Genomic DNA, 19,902 nt, shown 5'->3' with positions numbered 1-19,902 from the left:
GACGCCTTTGCTCATCGGCCGCGGTCACAGTGCCCTGCGGCGCACGAGGGTCATGGCGAGGGTCAGGAGCACGGCCGCGACGGCGACGCAGTACACCGCACCGCCGACGACGCCCATCGGCGTGTCGATGCCCGCGGCGTCGATGAGGGTCAGCAACACGTTGAACGGCATCCATGGCCCCACGGAATCCCCGACCCGGGGGATCAAGCCGACCACGCTCTCTCCCAGCAACACCCAGATCAGCGCCCCGCCGACGGCGACCGCGCCGCTGCGGACGACCGCGCCGACGGCGACGCCGATCACCGCCGTGATCGCGTAGACCAGACCGACGGCCGCCACCTGCCGCCACTCCGCGGCGGCGTCCAGGCTCAGATCGAGCCCGGACGGCGCCAGCGCCACGGCCAGCCCGTAGGCGGCGAACCCGAACACGGACCCGACCACCCCGCCCGCGACACCCAGAACCGCGGCCTTGGCGGCGACCACCTGCCAGCGGCTCGGAATCGCCTGGAAGGCCGGCCGGACGGTGCCGAATCCGTGCTCGGACGTCATCGACAGCACTCCCAGCACCAGCAGGACCAGCTGACCGAACGTCACCCCTGAGACGACGTCGACGACGGTCGTGGCCTCCCCCTCCTCGGCCGGGAACCGGACCGCCAGCGCCGCCACCCCGAGGGCGAACGCCCCGGACATGGCGAGACACCACCAGGTCGACCTGCCGGCCACCAGGCGGATCCGTTCCGCGGCGATCGCGCCCCTCAACGCCGTGCCTCGCGCTCCGCTCATCGTTCCTCCACGCCCGCCGGGACGGCGTCCGCCGCCCGGTACTCCACGGCGTCATGGGTCGTCCGCATGAACGCCTCGTCCAGTGATCCGTGGTCGGTGCGCAGTTCTCGCAGCACCTCACCGCACCCGGCGGCGATCTCACCGACGCGCTCGGCGGTGGCCCCGAGGAAAGCCGGTCCACCGCCGTCTTATGAAACTTCTTGTCAAACCGTCAACGACAATCAAGGTCGCCTTCTCTCCGTACGAGCCCGGTCACTCGGTTGTTCGTTCGCCGTGGTCAAGTGCACCATTCATCGGTGGCCCCGACTTCCTCCGGCGGAACGGAAGGCGGGTCGATCCCAGGTCGGCGGGCGAGTCCACCCCAGGGTGGAGACGCGCCGATGGGGCGCCCCTTGTGCGGTCGTCGCGACGTCTCATGCCCGTCGCGTGGCAGCGCACAAGGCATCGTCGAAAACATGTTCGACACGAGAAGGGGGCGGCGTAATATGGGCGGCGCACGACCCCGCGCGTTATCGGACCAAGGTGAGCCGACCTCTCAGGAAGCGGGGCGCAAGCATGGGTGATTCGGGTCGGGAAACGGCGTATCCACGACGTCCCCTGGTGGGATGCGGGCATGCCCTCCGCACCATGGGCAAAGTACTGGACGACTCCGCGAATGGCGCGTTCCATTTTCTGAGCCTGGTCGGAGAACCGGGGGCGGGCAAAACGAGGTTGCTGGGGGAACTCGCCGCTTCGGCCCACGACCGCGGGCTGCCGGTGTTCTCCGGGAGCGCCTCCGAGTTCGAGCAGGAGCTGCCGTTCGGGGCGTTCGTCGACGCGCTGGACGACGCCGTGGCAGAGGGCCTTCCGGGGCTGGTCCCGGATCTGGGTCCCACCGCCCTCCGGCAGTTGGCGATGGTCTTCCCGGCGTTGTCGGCCTCCCACACCGGCGATCACGACGACCGGGACGCGGGGCACGACAGACCGGCCGGGCTGGTGCGCTACCGGCTCTACGGCGCCGTCCGCGATCTCATCGAGCGGCTGGCCGTCCCGAACGGCCTCGTCCTCGTCCTCGACGACCTGCACTGGGCCGACGACTCGTCCGTGGAGCTGGTGAACCATCTCGTCCGGCACCCGCCGCGCGCGGGGGTGCTCATCGCCGTGTCCTGCCGTCCGGCACAGGTCGGGCCCGCCCTGACGGCCCTGCTCCGCACCGCGGCCGAGCACGGGCCGAGCCTCACCGTCGCGCCGCTCACCCTCGACGAGGCGGCCGAGTTCCTGGGCCCGGACGTCTCCCGCGCGCGGCGGGAGGCCCTGTACGAGGCCAGCGGCGGCAACCCGTTCTATCTCGACGCGCTGGCCCGGATGGCGTCGACGGGCGACCATGACGCGCCGCCCCACGACGTCAAGACCACGATCCGGGCGGAGCTGAACGGGCTGTCGGAATCGTTGACGCTGGTCGCGCAGGCGGCCGCGATCGCCGCCGACGAGTTCGACCCGGCCCTCGTCGCCGCCGCGGCCGGGACCACCGTGCCCGACACGCTCACCGCGCTCGACCGGCTCGCCGCCCGCGACGTCGTCCGCCCGGCGGCCGGGGGCGTCCGGTTCCGGTTCCGGCATCCGCTGATCCGCCACGTCATCTACGACTCCACCCCGCCGGCCCGGCGACCGGCCGCGCATGCCCGTGTCGCCGCCCATCTCGCCGGTCTCGGCGTCCCCGCCGCCCAGCTCGCCCATCATGTGGAGCGTTCGGCGTCCCACGGCGACCGCGCCGCCGTCGAGACCCTCATCACCGCCGCCCGATCCGTGTCCCTGCAGGCCCCGCACACCGCGGCCGTGTGGTTCGCGTCCGCGCTGCGTCTCATGCCGCACGAGGCGCCGGAGCGGTTGACGCTGATGATCGAACTCGCCGAGCTCCAGTGTGTCAGCGGCCGTCTGGAGGAGGGCAGGGAGACCGCCACCGAGGTCCTCCGCCTGTTACCGGCCGGCGACCACGCCCGCCGTTCCGTCGCCGTCCGGCTCTCCGCCATCACCCAGCGGCTGCTGGGCAGGTTCGACCAGAGCCATGCCCTCCTGCTGAACGAGCTGGCGGCCATTCCCGACCAGCGGTCCGAGGCGGCGACCCGGCTGCGGGTGCGGCTGATCAGCGACATGTTCCTGAAGCTGGACCGCCGGGCGGCCCTGGACGAGCTGGCCCTGGTCCCCGAACCCGAGAACGGCTGGCACCCGAGCCTGGGCCTGTCGTTGCACGCGCTCCGGTCCATGGCCGACTACGTGCGGGGCGCCGTCGACGAGGCCCTCGCCGGCGTCCGGGCCGCGGACGAGATCCTCGCCGCCGCCCCGGACGACGACATCGTCGACTGCCTGGACGCCCTCACCTGGCTCGGTTGGACCGAATGCCTGATGGGCCTGCACGCCGGCGCGGTGCGGCATTTCGACCGGCTGATGGACGTGGCCCAGGCCACCGGGCGGCAGTACGTCATCCCCGTCGCCCTCGCCGGCAAGGCACGGTCCTACCTGAGGCTCGGCCGGCTCGTCGACGCGGCGCGAACCGTGGCGGCCGCCGCCGAGTCCGCCCGGCTGCTCGCCTCCCCCCAGCAACGGGTCTTCGTCTACACCGAACAGTGCCTCGTCGACCTGTGGAGCGGTGATGTCACGGCCGCCCTCGCCGGCGGCAGGGCGGCGGTCCAGACGTCGGGCGAGATCCGTGAGTGGTGGGGCAGGCAGGCCCAGTACGCCTACGGACTGGCGCTGGTCCATGCCGACCGGCCGGACGAGGGACGCGAACTGCTCGCCGCCGTGTGCCGTTCCCCGGGGCCCGTCGTCCTCGACCCGGACACGATCCTGCGCTCCGCCGTGCCGCTCGCCGCCCTGGACGCCGCGAACGGTCGTCCGGAGGAGGCGGCGCGGTGGGCGGACCGGGCCGCCGCCTGCGCCCACCCCCGCCTGCCCGGCACGGTCGGCCTCTCCGCTCTGGCGCGGGCGTACGCGCTGGGGCACACCGACCCGGGCGCGGCGGCGGCGAAGGCGCGGGAGGCGGCCGAGGCGTTGGCGGCGGCGGAGCTGCGGCTCGACACCGGTCAGGCGCTGCTCACCGCCGGGGTCGCCGCCGCGCGGGCCGGGGACCGTGAGCCCGCGCGGGAGTCGCTGGAGGCGGCCGTGGAGACGTTCGGCGAGTGCGGCGCCCATCTCCTCTCCCGGCGGGCCGTCCGGGAACTGCGCCGTCTCGGCGTTCCCGCGTCTCCCGGCCCGTCCGCCACCCCGTACGGGCTGTCGCGGCGCGAACTGGAGGTGGCGAACCTCGTCGCGAAAGGACGGACGAGCTCGCAGATCGCCGAGTCGCTCATCATCAGCGTCCGGGCGGTGGAAAGCCACCTCTGCCAGGTCTTCGCCAAACTCGGTGTCACGTCCCGCGCGGGTGTCGCCGCCGCCGTCCACCGCGCCGAGAACTCGGTTTAATGGCGCCATGCGGGACGACGATGTGCGGACATGTCTGCGCGTTCTCGCCGAACTGGCCGACGCGCCGGACGGCGACCCCGATCTGGAGCGGGTGCGGGCGGCCGTGGGCGCGTTCGCCCGCCGGACGCGGGAACGGGAGCGGGCGGCGGCACGGCGGCGGCGGGCGATCGCCGACGCGGAGATCCTGGCGGCGACGGCGACCGGCGCGCCGGAACGTCGTGAGGGCGTACCCGTCGAGGTGCCGGACGAGGTCGTCGCGCCGGGAACGCCGCTCAACGGGCTGCGCTCCTGCTATGCCTGCAGGGCGCGCTTCCGGGAGGCGGACGGGTTCTACCACCGGCTCTGCCCGCCCTGCGCGCAGGAACATCACCGGCGCCGGAACGCACGGGCCGACCTGACCGGACGGCGGGCGATCGTCACGGGCGGACGGGTCAAGGCCGGGTTCGAGCTGGTGCTGAAGCTGCTGCGGGACGGCGCGGCCGTGACCGCCCTCACCAGGTTCCCGGCCGACGCGCTCCGCCGGTTCTCCGAGGTCGCCGACCGGGACGACTGGTGGGACCGGCTCACGGTCACCGGCATGGACCTGCGGGACGTCCCCGCGCTCGTCCGCTGGTGCGACGCCCTGGTGGCGGCCGGGGAGCCGCTCGACATCCTGGTGAACCTGGCGGCGCAGACGCTGCGGCACCCGCCCGAGTCGTACGCGGCGCTGCTCGCGGGCGAGGACCTGCCCGCGCTCCCCGCGCCCGCGCTGCCGGTGGCGACCGGGTCGGGTGCGGTGGACGTCGCGGGTCTGCTGCCCGACCCGTCCCCGGTCAACTCGTGGACGCGGCTGGTGCACGAGGTCGATCCCGTGGAGCTGATCGAAGTGCAGCTCATCAACGTGTCGGCGCCGTTCCTGCTGCTGGGACGCCTGCGCCCGCTGCTCGAAGCGTCACCGCATCCCCGCCGGTACGTGGTGAACGTGTCGGCGGTCGAGGGGCAGTTCGACCGCGTCTACAAGAGCGCGGAGCATCCGCACACCAACATGGCGAAAGCTGCGCTGAACATGCTGACCAGGACGACGGCGTCCGAACTCGCCAAGAACGGTGTGTACGTGACGAGCGTCGATCCGGGTTGGTTCACCGACCAGCAGCCGGAGCCGGACCGTGAGCGTCGCGCCGCAGCCGGGTTCCGTCCGCCGCTGGACGTCGTCGACGCGGCCGCCCGCGTCTACGACCCGATCGTGCGCGGTGAACGCGACGGGAATCCTCCGCACGGCTGCCTGCTGAAGGACTACCGGGTCGTCAGCTGGTGACCTCCCCCGCCGTCACGAGCAACTCGGGGAAGCTGCCGACGTAACCCTCCTCCAGCAGGGTCAGCGCCGCGAGCCAGGCCTCGGGCCGGCCGCCGAGATGCCGGTCGACGTGCTCGGCGAGGCGGCGCAGCACGCGCGGGTCGGGCAGTCCCTCGGTCGGCGCGAGAACGGGGTCGGGGTCGGCCGCCCAGAGCACCTCGTCGGCCGTGACGACCGTCCCTTCGCGGAACAGGTCACCGGCCTTCCTTCCGTAGGCGAGCCCGGGGTCCCAGTGGGCCCGGACGCCCGGTTCGCGGAGGCGGCGGGTGCGGCCGAGCCCGGTCTCGTCCACGAACGCCGGGGTCAGCCGGACGTCGCCGTCCAGCCCGAGCAGGATCCTGATCCGCGCGGTGCCGCGCAGGCCGGGCAGCCACAGCGCGTCGGCGACGACCCGCAGGACCTCCTTCGGGACGGTCCCGACCACGAACTCGGCGTCGAACGTCCCCGCGACGAGGCCGTTCCCGACGACCTTGAGAATCACGTCGGCGCCCACCCGCGCGTCCCACCCGCACAGCGCGGCGAGGACCTCCGGCGCGGGATCGGCGATCAGAACGGCCAGTTCGGGATGCTCGACCACCGTTCGCATCACCAGGGCGGGCGGAGCGTCGGTACGCCGCAGGATGAACCGGGCGACCCGGTGGGAAATCGGTCCCGTGTCCGCGCCGACCGCGGCCCAGTCGACGCGCGGGATGCCCGGATGGCGGCGGTTCACCACCGTGCGGACGAGCGAACGCCCGTCCCGCCACGGTTCGCAGGCGTCGGTGTCGGCGATCTCGGCGATCGACCGGAGCATCTCGGGGCGGCGCACCCGCCCGGCCAGTTCCCGCAGTCGCCGCTCCCCGTCCACGCTCTTCAGCGCGGCCAGCGCGTACGCCAGGACGCTCGGCTCCGACCCGTCCGGCCCCCACCGGAACGCGGGCAGCCGCCCCTGCTCGACGAGTTCCCCGACCTCGTGCACCCGGTGGGCGTCGAGCAGGGTCCGGCAGGCCCAGACGGCGCCGTGCGGGTCGGCTCCGCCACCGAGCCGCCGCAGCGCGTCCCCCGCCAGAACCGGGTCGGCCGCGTACAGCATCACGTGATCGAGGCTGCTCTGGCGCCGGGTGTACAGGGGCGCCAGCGTCTCGTCCGGCAGCCGCACCGGCGTGACGCCGTCGCGGCGCGAGGTCTGGTGGGCGAGTTGGCGGCGCAGGTTCCGCGGCAGCCGCGTCAGCACGCCGTCGGCGCCGAGCAGGGTCGCGTTGACCTGGGGATCGTCCAGGTCGAGCAGCCGCCCCAGCAGGCTCGGCGGATCTCCGACGAGCAGGGCCTGCTGGACGAGGAAGTCAAGGTCGGCGACGCGCCCACGCCTCAGCAGGGCCTCAAGGACGACCCGGTTGGGCATTCCGTGGCCGGTCGCGAGGCGCTGGACTCGGTCGTCCGAAAGGTGGTCGAGCAGAGCGTCCATTTCCCGGGGCGTCGCGAACCGCAGGAGCCCGGCCGTACAGCGGACGATGTCGCGGGCGCGCGTCCTCTTCCAGGACTTCCGGTGAGAGGCCATGAACGATCATCGTAGGGGAACCGCCATACATAGGGATAAATGGTCCGTTTTGTCAGGAATTGCAGGTGTCGCAGAAAGGGGTCGGGGGACGACCAAGGTCATCACCGAGGAGGTTCCATGCCGTCTCCCAAGCGTTCCTTCCTGCTCTCCACCGGTCTCGCCCTGCTGGTCGTCGGGCTCTCCGGCTCCCAACTGACCGCCGGCGCCGCGACCGCACCCACACCCGTGTCCGCTCCCGGGCCGGAGTCGGGTGTCCGCGGCGTCGTCCTCGCGGTTCACGGCGGCGCGGGCTCGCTGCCACGCGGCAGCCTGACGCCCGAGCAGGAGAAGTCCTACCGGGACGGGCTCACCAGGGCCCTGCGCGCCGGATACACCCTGATCAAGGACGGTCGGCCCGCCCTCGACGCGGTCGAGGAGGCGGTGAAGGTCCTGGAGGACGACCCGAACTTCAACGCCGGAAAGGGCGCGGTGTTCAACACCGACGCCGAACACGAACTCGACGCCTCGATCATGAACGGCGCGGACCGCAGGTCCGGTGCCGTGGCCGGTGTCCGCCACACCAAGAACCCCATCTCCCTCGCCCGGCTGGTAATGGAGAAGTCGCCGCACGTATTCATGGCCGGAAAGGGCGCCGACGAATTCGCGCTCCGCAATGGCGTCCCCTACACCACCCAGGACCATTTCTGGACGCAACGCCGCTGGGACCAACTCCTGGCCGCCAAGGGCGGGCGCGGCGCCGCGACCGCGGGCGGCCGAACCGAGGTCGGCGGGACGGTCGGCGCGACCGCCGTCGACGGGTCGCGCAACCTGGCCGCGGCCACGTCGACGGGCGGTCTGACCAACAAGCAGGTCGGCCGGGTGGGCGACTCCCCGGTCATCGGCGCGGGCACGTACGCCGACAACCGCACCGTCGCCATCTCCTGCACCGGCACCGGCGAGGTCTTCATCCGCGGGGTCGCCGCCTACGACGTCTCCGCCCTCATGGAGTACGCGCGTATGCCCGTCACCAAGGCCGCCGCGACCGTCGTCAACCAGAAGATCCCGGCGCTCGGCGCGACCGGCGGAGCGATCGCGCTGGACGCCCGGGGCCGGCTCGCCGCACCGCACAGCACCAAGGGGATCATCAACGGCTATGTGACACGGGGCGGCGAGATCACGACAAGGCTCTACGACGACGAGACCCCCACCGGCTAGGCCGGATGGCGTACGGGGTCGCTCGGATCGACGCCGAGGATCTCCTCGGTGTGCGCCCCGATCGAGGGCGGCCCCGACGCGAACGCCGAGTCGACCACCGGCAGCGGCGACCCCGGCACGATCACCTCGCCGGACCCGCTCTCCATCGGGATCGACCGGACCATCCCGCGATGCCGGACATGCGGGTCGGCGGCCAGCGCGTCCACGCTGAAGATCGGGCTGGACGGCACCCCGACCTCGCCCATCCGCGCGACGACCTCCGCCACCGGATGCGCCCGGGTCCACGCCTCGATGACGCGGTCGAGTTCGTCGCGGTGCTCAAGCCGGGTGTCGGTGTCGGCGTCGGTGAAGTAGGGCAGCAGTTGCGGCGCGTCCACCACACCGGCCAGGGCCGTCCACATCCGCAGGGTCATCGGCGCGAGGTACACGTAGCCGTCCGCGGCGGTGTAGGTCCCGGCGTAGGAGCGCCTGACCTTGCTGCCGACCCGCATGGGGCTGACGCCGAGCTGGAGCGACTCGGCCAGGCACGGGCCGAGCAGCGACATCATGCTGTCGAGCATGCTCAGGTCCGTGAACGAGCCTTCGCCGGTGGACTGCCGCCGGGTGAGCCCGAACATCACGGCGAGCGCGGCGTAGAGGCCGGTGACGTGGTCGGGCACGAACAGGCCCGCCTGCATCGGCATCCCGTCCGGTTCCCCGGTCAGATGCACCAGGCCCGACATGGCCTGGATGATGCCGTCGAACGCGGGCCGCCTGGCGTACGGGCTGTCGTTGCCGAAACCGCTGGCGTGGACGTACACCAGCCCGGCATTGATCTCCCGGACCTGCTCGTAGCCGAAGCCGAGCCGCTCGGGGATGCCGACCGCGTAGTTGGTGACCAGCACATCGGCCGTGCGCAGCAACGGAACCAGGGACTCCTGCCCGCTCTCGGACTTCAGGTCGAGCATGACGCTGCGCTTGTTACGGTTCAGCGCGTGGAAGTACACGTCGTTGTACGACAGGGGCACGGTGCTCCGGCTTGCGTCGCCCTCGGGCGGCTCCACCTTGATCACGTCGGCGCCCTGGTCGGCGAGGATCTGGCTGCAGAACGGCCCGGCGATGTAGTGGCCGAACTCCAGCACGCGGATGTCGCTCAAGGGCGCGGTGTCACTCAAGGGCGCGGCGTCCATGCGGTCCCCTCCTCTCTACCGAGGCCGTCCAGGCTCGGCATCCAGATGCCCTGCTCGGCGGCGAACTCGACGGCGCGCTGGTAGCCGGCGTCGGCGTGGCGGACCACGCCGCTGCCGGGGTCGTTGGTCATCACCCGGTCCACGCGCAGTTCGGCCAGCGGCGTCCCGTCGGCGACCACCACCATCCCGGTGTGGACGGACCGGCCGATCCCGGTGCCGCCGCCGTGCTGCACGCCCACCCATGTCGCGCCGCTGGACGCGTTGAGCAGCGCGTTCAGCACCGGCCAGTCGGCGATGGCGTCACTGCCGTCGATCATGGCCTCGGTCTCCCGGTAGGGGGAGGCGACCGAGCCGGAATCGAGGTGCTCGCGCCCGAGCGCGACCGGCGCGCTCACCTTCCCGTCGCGGACGAGGTCGTTGATGAGCCGTCCAGCGCGGGCACGCTCGCCGTAGCCGAGCATGCAGGTGCGCGCGGGCAGACCCTGGACGCGGACATGCCGCGCGGCGAGCTTCAACCACCGGGTGACGGACGGGTTGTCGGCGAACTCCTCGAGCATCGCCGCGTCGATCGTCGCGATGTCGGCCGGGTCGCCGGACAGCGCGATCCAGCGGCAGTGCCCCTTCGCCTCACAGAACAGCGGACGGATGTAGGCCACGATGAAACCCGGGTAGTCCAGGGCCCGTTTGAAGCCGCCGAGGTCGGCCTCGACGCGAAGCCCGTTGCCGTACTCGAACACCTCGGCGCCACGGTCGAGCAGGTCGCACAGCGCCTTGACGTGGTCGGCCATGCTCGCGCGGGCGCGCAGCACATAGGTCTTCGGGTCGTGGACGCGCAGGTCGTCGGCGTCCTCCTGCGGCATGCCGGGCAGCGCGTACAGCAGCGGATCGTGCGCCGAGGTCTGGTCGGTGGCGATGTCGACGGACACGTCCCGGGCGACGATCTCGGGCAGGACCTCGGCCGCGTTGCCGCGCAGTCCGACCGACAGGGCCTTTCCCTCGGTACGGGCCGCGAGCACCAGCGCGAGCGCGCGGTCGAGGTCCTCGGCCTGGACGTCGAGATAGCCGAGCCGCATCCGCCGGTCGATCTTCGCCTGGTCGACCTCCAGGCACAGGGCCACCCCGCCGTTCATGGTGATCGCGAGGGGTTGCGCCCCGCCCATCCCGCCGAGACCGGCGGTGACGGTCAGCGTCCCGGCCAGGGTTCCGCCGAACCGCCGGTCGGCGACCGCCGCGAACGTCTCGAAGGTGCTCTGCAGGATGCCCTGCGACCCGATGTACGCCCACGAACCGGCGGTCATCTGGCCGAACATCGTCAGCCCGGCGTCCTCCAGGCGGCGGAACTCGTCCAGCGTCGCCCACTCCGGCACGATCATCGCGTTGGAGATGAGCACCCGGGGCGCCCACTCGTGCGTGCGGAACACCGCGACCGGACGGCCCGACTGCACCAGCATCGTCTCGTCGTCGCCGAGCCGCCGCAGCGTCGCGATGATCGTGTCGAAGTCCCGCCAGGATCGTGCCGCCCGGCCGTTGCCGCCGTAGACGACCAGGTCGTCCGGGCGTTCGGCGACATCGGGATCCAGGTTGTTCATCAGCAGCCGCAGCGCCGCCTCCTGCGCCCAACCCCGACATGTCAGATCGGTGCCGTGCGGCGCCCTCACCTCACGCGCCCCTCGCGACCGTGCCTCTCGCGACCGTGCCCCTGCCGTTCCCGCCATCGACTCTCCTCCGATCACGTGTGCCGCCTACTCGCCCGGCTTGGCGGACTTCGGTCCGAACGGTTCGGGCCGGAACGGTTCGTCGCGGGCGTTGAGGAACGCCCGGAGCCCGCCTTCGGCCTTCGCCTCGTTGAGCCGTTCGCGTTCCGGCCCGTAGGAGGAGTGCGCCATCGCGTTGAGCGCGCCGTTGAGCAGCAGGCCGCTGTCGATTCCGGCCGCCCGCAACCCCTGCATGGTGATCGCCTTGTTGAGCCGCACCGACGCCGCCGGGACCATCGCGATGCGCCGTCCGAGCTGCCGCGCGGTGGGCAGCAACTCGTCGGGCGCGACGACCTCGTTGACCACGCCCATCCGCAGCGCCTCGGCGGCGTCGAAGTGGTCGCCGGTCAGCGCGTAGCGGTTGGCGTTCTTCCAGCCGCACAGCGCGGCGAACAGGAAGATGGAGCTGGACGTCATCCGCACCTCGGGCTGGGCGAAGACGGCGTCGCTGGACGCGATGGTGATGTCGCAGGCCAGCCCGTACCAGAAGCCGCCGCCCATGCACCAGCCGTTGACCGCCGCGATCACCGGCTTGGGCAGGCTCCAAATCTCCCGGAGATGGTCGAGTTCCTCCTGGTTGCGGTCGTACCAGGTGCCGATGACGTCCGCCGGATACCGGGACGCCGCATTCGACGTGCTCGACGCGTTCGCCCCGTCAACGGCCGACATGTCGTACCCGGAGCAGAATGCTCGTCCGGCCCCGGTGAGGACGATCGCGCGGACGTCGTCGTCTTTACCGGCGCGGCGCAGCGCGTCGTGCAGTTCCCGTTCCATGTCCGCCGACAGGGCGTTCATGATCTCGGGCCGGTTGAGGGTGAGGGTGGCGACGGCGTCGTCCACCTCGTACAGGATCGATGTGTAATCCACGTTGGAGCGTTCCTAACGAGTCGGGGTCGGACGGACGATCCGGAGGTCGAGGACGCGCACGCCCCGTCCGCGCGGCAGCACGGCGACCGGGTTCAGGTCGATCTCCACGGCGGCCTCGCGCAGGTCGGCGGCCAGCCGTCCGACGCGCACGACGAGGTCGACGAACGCGTCGGCGTCGGCCGGGTCGGCGCCGCGATATCCGGCGAACAGGCGTTCCAGCGGCGTCTCGGCGACCAGCGCGCGGACGTCCTCCGGTGACACCGGCAGCAGCGACAGGGCCGGGTCGGGTTGGAGTTCGACGAGCGTCCCGCCGGTCCCGAGCGCCAGCAGCGGCCCGAACACGGGGTCGAGGACGCAGCCGACGAACGCCTCCACGCCGCCGGTGACCATCTCCTCCACCATGACCTGCGGCGCCGGTTCGCCGAGGTGCCGCGCCACCGACGACGTGACGGCCTCGTAGGCGTCGCGCACCTCCGTCGGCGTGGACGGCCCGACCGCGACGCCGCCGACGTCGCTCTTGTGCACGACCTTCGGCGACGCGGTCTTGAGCACCACCGGGAAGCCGACCGAGGCGGCGGCCGCGACGGCGTCACCCACCGAGGCGACCGCGGCCCGGCGCGGCAACGGCAGCCCGTACCGCGTGGCCAGGTCAGCGAGCACGTCGTGGGGAACCTGGCCCGCCGGTGACGCGTCCAGGGCCCGCCGCACCGCTCGCAGGGACTCCCCCGGGGTGCCGCCGAGGACGACAGGGCCGTCGTCCTCGGCGGCGAGTTCGGGGCGGTGCGCGGCGACGGTGGCCACGGCGGCGATCGCGGCCATTCCGGCGCGGGTGCCGTGCACGACGGGAATGTCCGAACCGGCCAGTGCCGAAGCGGCGAACGGGTGCAGCCCCCCGCCGTAGTTCGACAGCACGACGACCGGGGTGCCGCTGCGCTCCCGCACACCGGGCAGGGTCGCCAGAAGGCGGGTGTAGGACGCGGCGAGCCGTCCGCCCAGTGACGGCGGCGCGTCCAGGACGACGGCGAGGAGATCGACCCCGTCGTCGGTGGCGACGGCCGCCGCGAGCCGCCCGAACCGTTCGGGTTCGCCGACCAGCTGGCCGGTGCCGTCGAGCGGGTTCGCGATCGTGGCGAAGTCCGGCAGGATCCCCGCGACCTCGTCCCGGGTGCCCGCCGACAGCCGCGCCAGGTTCACCCGCCCGTCGGCGACATCGGCGACCACGCCCAGCTCACCGCCGGACAGGCCGAGGAACGCGACCCGATCCCCCTCCGGGACGGTGCGCAGGGTCGACAGCGCCACCAGCGCCTCGGTCAGCTCGTCGAAGTCGGTGACCGTCACGATCCCGGCCCGGCGGCAGAACGCCTCGAAGGCCCGCGCGTCCCCGGCGATCGCACCGGTGTGGGACGCGACGTTGCGGGCGCCCAGCTCCGTCCGGCCGACCTTCAGGGCGACCACCGCGACGCCGCGTTCGTGTCCCTTCCGGACCGCCGCCATGACACCGTCCGCGTCGCCGAGGCCCTCCACCACGATGCCCACGGCCCGGACGTCCGGGTCCTCGACGAAGTGGTCGAGATAGTCGGCCATCCCGGTCACGGTCTCGTTCCCGCTGGACACGACGTACGAAAGCCCGAGCCGCCCGGACCCGGCCAGCAGGATGCACCCCGACCCCGACTGCGACACCACGGCGACCGGCCCTGGACGCGGGTCCGTGCCGAAGTCGCCGCCGGTCAGCCACAGGCCGCGCCCGGGGTTGAACAGGCCCAGGCAGTTCGGGCCGACCAGGCTCATGTCGTACCGTCCGGCCAGCTCGCGCAGTTGCTCGGCCCGCGCCGCGCCGTCCGCGGTCTCCTCGAACCCGGAGGCGTAGACGACCACGCCCCGGCAGCCCTTCTCCCCGGCCTCCTCGACCAGCCCGGCCACGGTGTCGCTCGGCGTGCAGATCAGCGCCACGGTCGGGGTGTCAGGCACGTCGGCCAGTGACCGGTACACCGTGACGGCGTCGACGTCCCGGCCACCGGGATGCACCCCGTAGACCGCGCCGCCGAAGTCGAACCGCCGGAGGTTGTCGAGGATCCGGCGGCCGGTCGACCCGGCACGCGGCGACAACCCGACGATCGCGATGCTCTTCGGGTTCAGCAGGTCATGGAGCGCGGACCGTCGCCCACCCCCGTCGTCACCGCTCATGGGGCACCGCCGCCACCTGCGTCGTGTCGAGGTAGGCGGTCACCGTGCCGCCGTGCCGGATCGAGTCGCGGGCGTCCCGGGGCAGGACGGCCCGCAGCGTCACACCGTCGTCGGTGCGGACGGTGACGCGCACCGAGTTGCCCAGATACAGATCGTCCAGCACATGCAACTCAAGACGGGCCGGTGCAGCTCCGGTCGGCGTCAGACTCAACGCCTCCTCGGGGATGCTGAGGTCGACCCGCTCGGCTGTGGCGTCCAGGGGCTGCCCGCACACGACGTCCATGTCGCACCCCGCGAACCCGACGCGCGCCCGGTCCCCGGTGAGGCCCGCCATCGTCGCCTCGGCGACGTTGTGCCCGCCGAAGAAACTCGCGACGAAGCCGTTGCGCGGCCGGGTGTACAGCTCCTCGGCGGTGCCGACCGCGTCGATGCGGCCGTCGTGCATGATGACGATCCAGTCGGAGAGGGTCAGCGCCTCCTCCCGGTCGTGCGTGACGTACACGGTCGTCGCCGCCGCCTCCTGGTGGAGCCGGCGCAGTTCCACCGCCATCCGCATGCGCAGTTCGCGGTCGAGGGCGCCGAGCGGCTCGTCCATCAGCAGCAGATGCGGACGGAACGCCAGCGCGCGGGCGACCGCCACTCGCTGCTGCTGCCCGCCCGACAGTTCGCGCGGCAGCCGTCCGCCCAGCTCGCCCAGGCCGACCAGTTCCAGCATCTCCGCGACCCGCCGGGCCCGGTCCGCCTTCGGCCAGCGGCGCATCTTCAGGCCGTAGGCGATGTTGTCGGCGGCGGTCATGTGCGGGAACAGCGCGTAGTTCTGGAACACCATGCCGATCTCGCGGGACGCCGGAGGCACCCGAGTGACGTCCCGGCCGTCGATGAGCACCTCGCCCTCGTCCGGCGAGAGGAACCCGGCGACGACGCGCAGGATCGTGGTCTTCCCCGAACCGCTGGGGCCGAGGACGGTGACGAAGTTGCCGCGCTCGGCGACCAGGTCGATGCCGCGCAGCGCCTCCGTCCCGCCGAACCGCTTGATCAGCCCGCGCAGCTCCAGCCCGGCCGGTTCGGACGGCACGGGCTCGGGCGCGGCCGTGGTCTCCCCGCGCGGCTCCTTGCGTGCCCTGACGTTCATACCTTCCTCCGCAGCATGAAGGCGAGCGAGCCGACGACACCGGTGCCCGCCATGAGCAGGGTCGCGATCGCGGTGATGTTGGGATCGAGTCCGGTCTTGACGTTGTCGAAGATGGCCTTCGGGAGCGTCACGGTTCCCGGCCCGCCCAGGAAGTTGATCAGTACGGCCTCGTCGAAGCTGGTGATGAACGCGAAGATGTAGGACGCGCCGATCGCGGGCAGCAGCAGCCGCAGCGTGATCCCGACCATGGCGCGCGGCCGGGACGCGCCGAGGGTCATCGCGACCAGCTCCGTCTCGGCGGGCAGCCGCGCCATCGCCGACCCGAGGATCAGCAGCACGAACGGCAGCCCGTGCACCGCGTACGTGAACACCAGCGCCACCATGTTGCTGGTGAGCCGGAACTGCACGAACAGGGTGTAGAGCGCCACGGCGTAGGCGACGCCCGGGATCACGAGCGGGCTCAGCCCGATGGCCTGGAACAGCCCCTTCAACGGCAGCCGCGAACGGTACAGCGCGAACACGGCCGGGATGCCGATCAGCAGTGAGATCGCCGCCGACACGGTGGCCAGCTTGAACGACAGCACCATGGCGTCGATCCAGGTGTCCGAGCCGAAGAACGACCGGTACTGCCGCAGCCCCCACTCCTCCGGCGGGAACTGGAGCACCTCGGCGTTGGAGAACGACAGCACCACGACGCACACGATCGGCACGCCGAGGAACAGCACCGCGACGGCGCGCACCACCAGGTCGACCGCCCGGACGCCGTGGGTGAGGACGCGGCGTCCGGCGGTGTCGGGCACGGACCGTCGCTCGGTCTCCGCCGGGACGGACGAGGTCAGAGTGTCGGTCGTCATCCGAGGGCCCTCCGCATCCGTTCCTTGCCGACCAGACGCAGCCCGCCGAGGATGACGATTCCGGCGACGATCAGCAGCAGCACCGAGGACACGGCGGCCTGCTGCGGCTGGAACAGGTTGAAGATGTCGTCGGCGATGAGGCTCGCGGTGAACGGCGCCGTGGCACCGCCGAGCAGGACCGGCGTCAGGTAGTACCCGATGCAGATCACATAGACGATGACCGTCGAGGCCAGCAGCCCGGGGAGGGCCAGCGGCGTCACCACGTCCCGCAGCGCCCGCACGCGGGACGCGCCCATGCTCTCGGCGGCCTGGATCAGGTTCAGGTCGATCGTCACGTACACCGCGTACATGGGCAGCACCGCGTACGGCAGCATCTGGTACGTCATCCCGGCCACCACCGCGAACTGGGTGCGCAGCAGTTGCACGGGCTCGTCGATCAGACCGATGGACGTCAGGGTCCGGTTGACGACCCCGAACCGCTCCAGCAGCACGGTGAAGGCGTAGATCTTCATCACCGCGCCCATCCACAGCGGCACGAACACGGCCATGGCGATCACCATGCGGGTCAACCGGCTCCTGGTGGTGCGCAGCGACCAGGCCAGGACCGCGCCGAGCCCCACGACGATCACCGTGACGATCAGCGAGGTGAAACAGGTCGTCCACAGCGTGCGCCGTGCGGCCGGGCTCTTGAGGAAGTCACTGACGTTGCCGAACCCGTTGGGTTCACCGAACGCCGTCCGCAGCAGTTCGACGAACGGGTAGACGATGAACACGGCGGCCGCGACGAGGAAAGGCGCGATCATTGCCAGCCCGGTCGGGCCGGAGAACGTCGACTGCCATCCCCTGGTGCGTGTTCGGCGCCTCAACTGACGCATGCGCTCATCTCCTGGTCATCTCCCATCCGTGCTCGCCGTCTTCGAGGTCGAGGCTTCGGGCTCACCCGATCGAGGGCGTGCCGGCGGCGCCCCGCGGCCACCGGCACGCGCGCCATCAGCCGACGAGGATCTCCCGCAGCCTTTTGCCGAGTTCCTGCTGCTGCTTCGCGCCCGCCATACCGTCGACGAGGGTGACGCCGGCCTTGTTGATGGGCAGGTTCTTCAGCACCTCGGGCGACAGGTACTTCTCCATGTCACGTCCGGCGGTGCCGGCGCCGAGCTTCGTGGTGAACTTGGCCTGGAGTTCGCGCTTCTCGGCGTACCACTGGATGAACTTGAAGGCGGCCTCCTTGTTCTTCGCGCCCTTGGGCACGCACCAGCCCTCGTCGAAGAGCAGGCCGCCCTCCCAGTAGAGCTTCAGTTCGGGCACCGACTTCATCGCCGAGATCAGCACGGTGTTCGGCGCCTGCATGATCGCGACCTCGCCGTCCACGATGGCCTGCTGCATCTGCGCTGGGCTCGTCGCCCACACCGACACGTTCGGCTTGATCCGCTTGAGGGAGTTCATGGCACGGTCCACGTCGGCGGGGAAGTACTGCTGTGGCTGGACGCCGTCACCCGCCAGCCCGAACAGGCTGGTGAAGATGGGGTTGTTCGCCGTGATGCCCCGCGTCCCGGGGAAGGACTTCACGTCGAAGAACTCCCGCGGGTTCGTCGGACACTTCTTCACGAGCTTGGTGTTGCAGCCGATGAGGTTCACCGTGCCGCCGTGGTCGAGGTAGTACGGCTCGGCCGGGCTGGGACGGATCGCGCCGTCCGCCACCAGCGGCGTGACCGCCTGCACCAGCGACGCGGGGAACTTCTCCAGGTTGCCGTCCAGGACCAGCTTCGAGGTGTCGCCGCCGGGCGCCTCCAGCAGGTCCCACTCGATGTTGTTGCCCGCGCGCTGCGCGGCGACCTTGGCCGCGAACCCGCCGCCGGGCGTCGCGATCGTCACCTTGATGCCGGTCTCCTTCTCGAACTGGTCGTAGAAGGCCTCCTTGTTCGCGGCCGTGAACGAGCCGCCCCACCCGGCGATGACCAGGGACTTCGACTCGCCGCCCGAACCGGACTTCGAGCCGGAGTCGGAACCGCCGCAGGCGGACGCGAAGGTCGCGACGAGCGCCCCGACCATCAGCGCCGTCAGCGTGCCGGGCCGTCCACGCAAGCCTCGACGGGCGTGCGTTCTCTGGGAAGACATGTCATCCTGCCCCTTCTCGTGGTGTGTGCGATGACCGTGCGACCCTCTGGTGAGTGAGTTCTCGACACGCGAGCCCGTCGCGGACGGCGGGCGGCACCCGCAGGTGCCAGTCGGTGAGCCGTTGGTAGGTGTCGGCGACGCGCAGCACCGTGCTCTCGCCGAACTGCGGGCCGACCACCTGGAACGACAGCGGCAGCCCGGCGGAGTGGAACCCGCAGGGCGCGGCGAGCGCCGGGAGCCCGGCGGCGTTCCACAGGCCGTGGAAGCCCGGCCGGAACAGCGCCGCGGCCAGGTCCGCCGACGCGACGGGCGCGGGAGGCATGAGCGCCACGGGTGTGAGCAGAACGTCGACGCTCGCGAAGACGTCCGCGAGAGCCCGCCGAAACAACTCCCGGACCCGCTGCGCCTGGACGTAGTCGGCACCGGTGAAGAACGCGGCCCGCGCGAGCAACTCCCGCGTCGACCGCCCGTACTCGCCCCACCTTTCGACGAGGTTCGTCCGGTGGTAGGCGAACGCCTCGGACAGGTACGTGATGTTGTTGGCGTCGTTCGCCTCCTGCGCGTACGGCACGACGACGTCGACGAGCGTCGCGCCCGCCCGCTCCAGCTCGTGGGCGGCGCGCAGCACCCCGGCGTGGACCTCACCGTCCAGCAGCGGCGAGTCCAGGAAGTACCGGGTCGGCACCCCGATCCGCAGCGCCTCGACCCCACCACCGCGAGCGGCGTCCGCATAGCGGTCGACCGGCACGGGCGCGGAGTACGGGTCGCCGGGATCGTGCCCGGCGATGACGTCAAGGATCAGCGCGCAGTCATAGGCACTGCGGGCCATCGGCCCGACGGTGTCGAGAGTGAACGCCAGCGGGACGACACCGCTCTTCGGCACCCGCCCGAAGGTGACCTTCAGCCCGGTGACCCCGTTCGCACCGGCCGGCCCACGCACCGACCCGCCCGTGTCGCTGCCGAGCCCACCGAGAGCGAGCCCCGCGCTGGTCGCGATCGCCGTCCCCGAACTGGACCCCATCGGGGTGTGCTCGGGATTCCACGGATTCCGCGGAAACGGGAAGGGCGCCGTCCGGTCGGGCAGCCCGCACGCGAACTCGTTCGTCGTGGACTTGCCGACCAGAACACCGCCCGCAGCCCGCAGCCGCGCCACCGCCGGTGCATCGACGCCACCGCCCCACCCAGGTTCAAGCACCTGACTGTTGGCACGCGTGGGCGCGTCGCGAGTGGCGATGAGATCCTTGACGACCAGCGGAATCCCCTGAAGCGGCGACCGGTCCCGCCCCCGCGCGAAGTCGGCGTCGGCCTCGGCCGCCGCCGTCAGCGCCGCATCCTCAGACACGGCGACATACGCGCCAAGCCCACCATCAAGCCGCGAGATCCGCTCAAGCACGATCCGCGTCAGAACGGTCGAGGTCACCCCACCGTCCCGCAACGCAACGGCAGCGTCCTCAATGGTCAACGGAAGAAGCGCGTTCATCACGGCCCCCCGCCTTCACCACAAGACCCGCCCGGGTTAACCGGCGAGCCCTCACGCAGGTC

14 protein-coding genes are annotated in these 19,902 nt (G+C 71.7%); 3 read left to right on the top strand and 11 right to left on the bottom strand.

All coding sequences use genetic code 11. From position 1 onward, the window contains the following. Window positions 1–24: 24 nt before the first annotated feature. Window positions 25–783: a hypothetical protein gene (locus tag BZB76_RS32680; RefSeq protein ID WP_147449642.1), complete on the bottom strand. Its 759-nt coding sequence runs from the start codon at window positions 781–783 to the stop codon at window positions 25–27. Window positions 784–849: 66 nt separating this feature from the next. On the opposite strand from BZB76_RS32680, the gene BZB76_RS36510 reads away from it, so the two are divergent. Next, on the top strand, window positions 850–4,221 hold the full coding sequence (locus BZB76_RS36510) for a helix-turn-helix transcriptional regulator (protein WP_337959802.1): 3,372 nt from the start codon (window positions 850–852) through the stop codon (window positions 4,219–4,221). Window positions 4,222–4,228: 7 nt separating this feature from the next. Continuing rightward, a complete protein-coding gene (locus BZB76_RS32670) occupies window positions 4,229–5,515 on the top strand; it encodes an SDR family NAD(P)-dependent oxidoreductase (protein ID WP_121438282.1) in 1,287 nt (428 codons plus the stop codon). Here BZB76_RS32670 and BZB76_RS32665 read toward each other — a convergent pair. Next, a complete protein-coding gene (locus BZB76_RS32665) occupies window positions 5,505–7,091 on the bottom strand; it encodes a hypothetical protein (protein ID WP_121438281.1) in 1,587 nt (528 codons plus the stop codon). The genes BZB76_RS32670 and BZB76_RS32665 overlap by 11 nt on opposite strands. 117 nt (window positions 7,092–7,208) lie before the next feature. Here BZB76_RS32665 and BZB76_RS32660 point away from each other — a divergent pair, with 117 nt between their 5' ends. Then, window positions 7,209–8,285 carry an isoaspartyl peptidase/L-asparaginase family protein gene (locus BZB76_RS32660; protein WP_121438280.1) on the top strand — a complete coding sequence of 359 codons (1,077 nt, stop codon included), beginning with the start codon at window positions 7,209–7,211 and terminating at the stop codon, window positions 8,283–8,285. Here the strand turns inward: BZB76_RS32660 and BZB76_RS32655 are convergent. The 9 genes from BZB76_RS32655 to BZB76_RS32615 form a co-directional block, all read right to left on the bottom strand. Further along, window positions 8,282–9,454 carry a CaiB/BaiF CoA transferase family protein gene (locus tag BZB76_RS32655; RefSeq protein WP_121438279.1) on the bottom strand — a complete coding sequence of 391 codons (1,173 nt, stop codon included), beginning with the start codon at window positions 9,452–9,454 and terminating at the stop codon, window positions 8,282–8,284. The genes BZB76_RS32660 and BZB76_RS32655 overlap by 4 nt on opposite strands. Then, a complete protein-coding gene (gene hutU / locus BZB76_RS32650) occupies window positions 9,436–11,169 on the bottom strand; it encodes a urocanate hydratase (protein ID WP_121438278.1) in 1,734 nt (577 codons plus the stop codon). Before hutU ends, BZB76_RS32655 begins: the two co-directional genes overlap by 19 nt. A 27-nt stretch (window positions 11,170–11,196) precedes the next feature. After that, window positions 11,197–12,075, bottom strand: coding sequence for an enoyl-CoA hydratase/isomerase family protein (locus BZB76_RS32645; RefSeq protein ID WP_121438277.1), 879 nt, complete (start codon window positions 12,073–12,075; stop codon window positions 11,197–11,199). A gap of 12 nt (window positions 12,076–12,087) precedes the next feature. After that, window positions 12,088–14,259, bottom strand: coding sequence for an acetate--CoA ligase family protein (locus tag BZB76_RS32640; RefSeq protein ID WP_121438276.1), 2,172 nt, complete (start codon window positions 14,257–14,259; stop codon window positions 12,088–12,090). Then, window positions 14,249–15,391, bottom strand: a complete 1,143-nt coding sequence (locus BZB76_RS32635) for an ABC transporter ATP-binding protein (RefSeq protein ID WP_121438275.1) — start codon at window positions 15,389–15,391, stop codon at window positions 14,249–14,251. Before BZB76_RS32635 ends, BZB76_RS32640 begins: the two co-directional genes overlap by 11 nt. After that, the gene (locus BZB76_RS32630) at window positions 15,388–16,245 is read right to left on the bottom strand and encodes an ABC transporter permease (RefSeq protein WP_121438274.1); all 858 of its coding nucleotides are present in this window, start codon (window positions 16,243–16,245) and stop codon (window positions 15,388–15,390) included. Before BZB76_RS32630 ends, BZB76_RS32635 begins: the two co-directional genes overlap by 4 nt. After that, window positions 16,242–17,120, bottom strand: a complete 879-nt coding sequence (locus tag BZB76_RS32625; protein ID WP_121438273.1) for an ABC transporter permease — start codon at window positions 17,118–17,120, stop codon at window positions 16,242–16,244. The genes BZB76_RS32630 and BZB76_RS32625 overlap by 4 nt, the downstream gene beginning before the upstream one ends. Before the next feature lie 115 nt (window positions 17,121–17,235). After that, the gene (locus BZB76_RS32620) at window positions 17,236–18,360 is read right to left on the bottom strand and encodes an extracellular solute-binding protein (protein WP_121438272.1); all 1,125 of its coding nucleotides are present in this window, start codon (window positions 18,358–18,360) and stop codon (window positions 17,236–17,238) included. Window position 18,361: 1 nt separating this feature from the next. Beyond that, the gene (locus BZB76_RS32615) at window positions 18,362–19,840 is read right to left on the bottom strand and encodes an amidase (protein ID WP_121438271.1); all 1,479 of its coding nucleotides are present in this window, start codon (window positions 19,838–19,840) and stop codon (window positions 18,362–18,364) included. Window positions 19,841–19,902 lie beyond the last annotated feature (62 nt).

Origin of the sequence: Actinomadura pelletieri DSM 43383, assembly GCF_003634705.1 — a bacterium.
In the GTDB taxonomy this organism is placed as follows: Bacteria; Actinomycetota; Actinomycetes; order Streptosporangiales; family Streptosporangiaceae; genus Spirillospora; species Spirillospora pelletieri.
Note: the sequence above shows the minus strand (reverse complement) of the source record. Positions and strands in the feature narration are given on the sequence as shown.

Coding starts and splice junctions, on each gene's coding strand:
- BZB76_RS32680 (WP_147449642.1), bottom strand. CDS start 783: ATGAGCGGAGCGCGAGGCACGGCGTTGAGGGGCGCGATCGCCGCGGAA.
- BZB76_RS36510 (WP_337959802.1), top strand. CDS start 850: ATGAACGCCTCGTCCAGTGATCCGTGGTCGGTGCGCAGTTCTCGCAGC.
- BZB76_RS32670 (WP_121438282.1), top strand. CDS start 4,229: ATGCGGGACGACGATGTGCGGACATGTCTGCGCGTTCTCGCCGAACTG.
- BZB76_RS32665 (WP_121438281.1), bottom strand. CDS start 7,091: ATGGCCTCTCACCGGAAGTCCTGGAAGAGGACGCGCGCCCGCGACATC.
- BZB76_RS32660 (WP_121438280.1), top strand. CDS start 7,209: ATGCCGTCTCCCAAGCGTTCCTTCCTGCTCTCCACCGGTCTCGCCCTG.
- BZB76_RS32655 (WP_121438279.1), bottom strand. CDS start 9,454: ATGGACGCCGCGCCCTTGAGTGACACCGCGCCCTTGAGCGACATCCGC.
- hutU (WP_121438278.1), bottom strand. CDS start 11,169: ATGGCGGGAACGGCAGGGGCACGGTCGCGAGAGGCACGGTCGCGAGGG.
- BZB76_RS32640 (WP_121438276.1), bottom strand. CDS start 14,259: ATGAGCGGTGACGACGGGGGTGGGCGACGGTCCGCGCTCCATGACCTG.
- BZB76_RS32635 (WP_121438275.1), bottom strand. CDS start 15,391: ATGAACGTCAGGGCACGCAAGGAGCCGCGCGGGGAGACCACGGCCGCG.
- BZB76_RS32630 (WP_121438274.1), bottom strand. CDS start 16,245: ATGACGACCGACACTCTGACCTCGTCCGTCCCGGCGGAGACCGAGCGA.
- BZB76_RS32625 (WP_121438273.1), bottom strand. CDS start 17,120: ATGCGTCAGTTGAGGCGCCGAACACGCACCAGGGGATGGCAGTCGACG.
- BZB76_RS32620 (WP_121438272.1), bottom strand. CDS start 18,360: ATGTCTTCCCAGAGAACGCACGCCCGTCGAGGCTTGCGTGGACGGCCC.
- BZB76_RS32615 (WP_121438271.1), bottom strand. CDS start 19,840: ATGAACGCGCTTCTTCCGTTGACCATTGAGGACGCTGCCGTTGCGTTG.